The sequence below is a fragment of the Pinirhizobacter sp. genome (genome assembly GCF_035317885.1).
Classification (GTDB): Bacteria; Pseudomonadota; Gammaproteobacteria; order Xanthomonadales; family Rhodanobacteraceae; genus Pinirhizobacter.
In genome coordinates, this window is record NZ_DATHFX010000523.1 from 1 (window position 1) to 4,279 (window position 4,279).

The 4,279-nt window shown below is 64.9% G+C and carries 6 protein-coding genes; all 6 read right to left on the minus strand.

Annotation, left to right across the window (positions count from 1 at the left end; all coding sequences use genetic code 11):
- Positions 1-539 (minus strand): alkaline phosphatase D family protein (locus tag VK519_RS17205; protein ID WP_324351813.1); only part of this gene is annotated, 539 nt, incomplete at its 3' end.
- Positions 540-637: 98 nt separating this feature from the next.
- Positions 638-1,381 (minus strand): hypothetical protein, encoded by a 744-nt coding sequence (locus tag VK519_RS17210; RefSeq protein WP_324351815.1) that lies wholly within the window; start codon positions 1,379-1,381, stop codon positions 638-640.
- Position 1,382: 1 nt separating this feature from the next.
- Positions 1,383-2,015: a DUF3299 domain-containing protein gene (locus VK519_RS17215; protein ID WP_324351817.1), complete on the minus strand. Its 633-nt coding sequence runs from the start codon at positions 2,013-2,015 to the stop codon at positions 1,383-1,385.
- Positions 2,012-3,280: an ABC transporter permease gene (locus VK519_RS17220; protein WP_324351819.1), complete on the minus strand. Its 1,269-nt coding sequence runs from the start codon at positions 3,278-3,280 to the stop codon at positions 2,012-2,014. Before VK519_RS17220 ends, VK519_RS17215 begins: the two co-directional genes overlap by 4 nt.
- On the minus strand, positions 3,277-3,954 hold the full coding sequence (locus VK519_RS17225) for an ABC transporter ATP-binding protein (protein WP_324351821.1): 678 nt from the start codon (positions 3,952-3,954) through the stop codon (positions 3,277-3,279). The genes VK519_RS17220 and VK519_RS17225 overlap by 4 nt, the downstream gene beginning before the upstream one ends.
- Positions 3,951-4,279, minus strand: a 329-nt coding sequence (locus VK519_RS17230) for a ZrgA family zinc uptake protein (RefSeq protein WP_324351823.1), incomplete at its 5' end; no start/stop codon positions are given. The genes VK519_RS17225 and VK519_RS17230, both read right to left, overlap by 4 nt.

The following is a 4,279-nucleotide window of genomic DNA, read 5'->3' on the forward strand; positions in this document are numbered from 1 at the left end:
TAGCGGTTGCGATAGCCGTCCAGCGACCAGGGCTCGATATCGGCATGCATGCGCACCCGTCCGGCCGATGCGTTGTATTCGTAGATGTAGTCGCCCACGAAGCAGACCAGGTCCGGCGCGTCCGCGAGCATATGGCGATAGGCATTGAAGTAACCCATCTCAAAGTGCTGGCACGACGCCAGGGCAAAGCGCAGGTGGTCCACCATCTTTCCATCTGCGGGTAGCGTCCGTGTACGACCGGTCCCGCTGACCTCGTTGCCGGCGATGAATCGGTAGTAGTAGACCGTATCCGGAGCCAGGCCTTCGACGGTCGCATGGACGCTATGGGCAAGGCCCTGCATGGCAAACCAGGTTCCCCGTTGGCGAATGTCACCAAAGTGCTCATCGGCCGCTACCTCCCAGCGGACCGGCACCTGCTCCACGCCCATGCCACCACCGTGGAGCGGGTCGGGGCATAGTCGCGTCCAGATGACCATGCTGTTCGCACCGGGCGTGCCTGAGGCTACGCCGAGCTTGAAGGGATAGTCGGAAAAAAGCACATCGCGCCCTGCGCCGCGAGAGCGGGGTGCGGCGGCCATCACGGAAGCGAGTACGAGCGCCTTGAGGAAACGGCGCCTCTGCCATATCACGTTCTGTCTCATTGGCAAACGCCCGGCAAAGTTGATTTGAGTTGGTGTACTGCCAGGGCCAGGCGCTGTTGTGCGCCGTCATCGGCGAGGCTGGCGAGGCAAAGGTCAGTAATGACATGGCTGCGTGCCGCGTGTCGGGCGGCGGCGCACTGCCACGAATCGTCGGGCGCCGCCGGAAAGGTCGCAAACGCCACCTCGACACACGGACTATCGGCGTGGGCAAGCAGGGACGGCCCCTGGCTCTGCGTTACCTCCGGATGAAAGTATGTTTCCGGAAACCCAGTGGTATAAGCCTGCAGCGACACGGCCAGCGCGTGAGTACCGACCTGCCAGACCACGTGATCGGTCCCACACGGAACGGCGCGCGCGGCGTCGCGCACGCCGTCGTACAAGGCATGGGCGATCGCCGGAGCCTGGATCAGCAGCACGGTGGAGGCCTTGAGTACGGGCAAGTGGGCACGCGTCGCCAGGTGAGCGAGCGCCGTGCCATTGCCGGCATGGCAGCGACGGGCGTGCGCAGCGGCAAGCAGGAAAATGGCGTCGCGCTCGAGCGCGGGATCAGCGTCCAGGGCTTGGGCCAAGGGTGCAGCCGCACCCGGCGCCGCGTGCACGACTGCCGTGGCGATCGGCGGCGAGATCGGACCAAGCGACGCGTTGACTGCCTGCTGTGCCGTGGGTGCGTCCAGCTTGGCCAGGAACCACCAGACGGCCGCCAAAACGGCAATGAGCGTCATGCAGATAAGGAGGCGCACCTTATTCGAAATGGGTATCGGGCGCGGCGGCATTGGAGTACGGCAGCAGCTGCGCGTCGGTCATGGAATAGGCACTGGCGGCCACTGCGTTGTGCTGGGGCTGGCTGACCAGCGTGCCGCGAAGCCAGAAGGGGTCCCAGATCTGCGGTGTATCGATCGGAGCCGCCAACTTGACGTCGACAAGCATGTTCGGCGGTGGCGGCGGCACGTGGATGCATGCGCCATAGAAGGGGACGAAGAAGAACTCCGTCATCTGCCCCTGGGCATTGGTATCGAGCGGTACGACGTAGCCCATCAGGCGGACCTTCTTTCCCGACAGCGCTTCGACTGTATGCAGCGTGCCGAATTGCTTGCCCTGCTTGTTACCCACATGGACCACGGGGGGCGCGTCCTTGAGCAAGCGCAAGTCTTCCGGCGGCACCATGTGCGTCCAGTCCAGCTCGGCAAATCCTTGTGCATCCGGTTGGCCAAGCAAACCCACCGGTGGGACCGGCGGCGGCGTACCCGAACGCCGCGCGGCATCCGCGGCTTGCTCGGCCTTCTGCACGTCCGACAAGGGCGCCGGGGGAGGGGAGGGCGAGCATGCAGCCAGGCCGGCGAGGGCAAACAGGAAAACAGAACGATGGAAGGTCATAGGCGAGCCTGCAAGCCGTCGGCAAGCGTACGGCGGTACGCGACAAGTGCGGGGACACAGCCAGCGACGAACGCGCTGGCCACGACGAGGCCAAGGAGTGCCCATTCCGCCGCATCCGGCGGCGCGAGCGCCAGGCGCAAGCCCGCCGTCTGCGCAAGCCAGGGCCCGGCCAGCGCGAGGGCGGCATACAGCAGCACTAGCCCCACGACGCAACTGCCGAGCCCCACGAGCAGTGCCTCGGCGACCATCAGTGCAAACACAGTGGCGGGGCTGGCGCCCACCGCACGGAGCACGGCCATTTCCCTGCGCCGCTCGTTGAGCATGCTGAGCAAGGTCGTCACCAACCCGCACAGCCCAATGGCCACCACCAGGTAACCGATGGCACGGATCGCCTGTTCGGCGACGCCGACAATGGACCACAACTGTTGCAGCGCCACGCCCGGCAACACGGCCAGGAGCGCTTCGTCAGGATAGTCGTTGATGGCCCGCTGGAACGAAAACGCGGAAAGGCGCGAATTGAGCCCGACGAAGAACGCGGTGATGGTCTTGGGCGTCAGATCCGCATGCCGGGCCTCCTCGGCGGAAACCGACTGCCCCGGAAGGCGCATGCCCGACTGCCAATCGACATGGATGGCCTCGATGCCATCCAGGCCGACGAACACGCTGTCGTCGAACGGCGTACCGGTGGGCGCCAGGACGCCCGTCACCACGAAGGGCTTGTCGGCATGCTGCTGGGTGGCCATCACCCCCGTGCCATGCGTGAGTACCAGGCTGGTTCCGACGGTATAACCCAGCGCGTGCGCCACGCGCGCGCCGAGTACCGCGTCATAGACGTCGGCAAAGGCATGCCCTGAGGAAAAATGCATGGCTTGCTGGTCGCCAAAGCGCAAGTGGTCGAAGAAGCCAGTGGTTGTGCCCACCACACGGAAGCCACGGTGCGAGTCGCCCAGGGATATCGGCACCGTCCATGCCACTTCAGGACTGGCGGCCACATCCTGGTAACTCTTCCACGACACGTTGTTGGTGGCATCCCCGACATGGAACACGGCGTAGAGAAGCAGGTTGACCGGTCCTGAGCGTGCTCCCACCAGCAAATCGGTGCCGCTGACCGTGCTTGCGAAGCTCGAACGCGCGTCGCGTCCGAGCCGGTGAACAGAAAGCACCAGGCCCACCGACAGGCCCAGCGTTAGTACGGTGAGCAGGGCGCTGGTACGACGGTGCCAGAGGCTGCGAAGGGCAAGCGACACCAGGGCGCGTGGATTCATGAGCCGAGCCTTACTGCATCATCGAAGTGCCTGGCCAGCGAAAGATCGTGGCTGACGAACACGGTGGAGATCCCACGCATGGCGCACTCGCCCTGCAGCAACTGGATGAAGGCATCCCGGGCGTCGGCATCGAGGGCAGACGTCGGCTCGTCCGCCAGCAGCAAGCTCGGCGATCCGATCAAGGCACGGGCCGCTGCCACGCGCTGCTGTTGTCCTACGCTCAGTTGCGACACCACGCGTCCCCGCATCGAGGTCGGTTCAAGTCCCAAAGCTGCGAGCAACCGGTCGACCTCGCCATCAAGGTTTCCTGCTTGCATGGCGGCATCGCGCCGACGCCGGGAAAGACGGCAGGGCAGCTTCACGTTGTCGGCCACGGAGAGATAAGGCAGGAGGTTGAACTGCTGGAAGATGTAGCCGACACCGTCGGCACGCATCCGGTCGCGGCCCGACTGGCTGGCCGGCAACAGCTTGTCGCTGATGCGTATCGTCCCGGCTTTCGGTGACAGCACGCCGGCAAGCAGGCCCAGCGCCGTGCTCTTGCCACATCCACTGGGCCCATGGACGAAAAGGCTTTGCCCGCGCAGAAGACGGATGTCAGGAAAACGAAGATCTGGCTGTCCCTTCCACGCGAAGGACACGTCCCTGGTTTCCAGGATGGTGCTTGCGCGGCTCAAGGGGAGGTACCAGGCACCGTGACATGGGACTGGTTGGCATCGACGGTGGCCTGCCCCTGGCCCGAGGGCGTGACGAGGTCGACGTTCACCTTGACCGTGTGAGGGAAGGCGCGGAGCAGACCGACATCGAAGCCAGTGATGGCGTCCGGCTTGGCGCAGGTGAACCGATAATGCGCACTGACATCCATGTGGCCATCCTCGTCGGGCTTACCGGCATCGGCGACCTGGGCCGATGTCAGCGTGCAACGGGCAGCTTCGGGAAACACAAGCCAGGAAGCGGGCTGCTTCAGGGTACGGGTGGCATCAGCGAGCGCCTGTTTCTCCT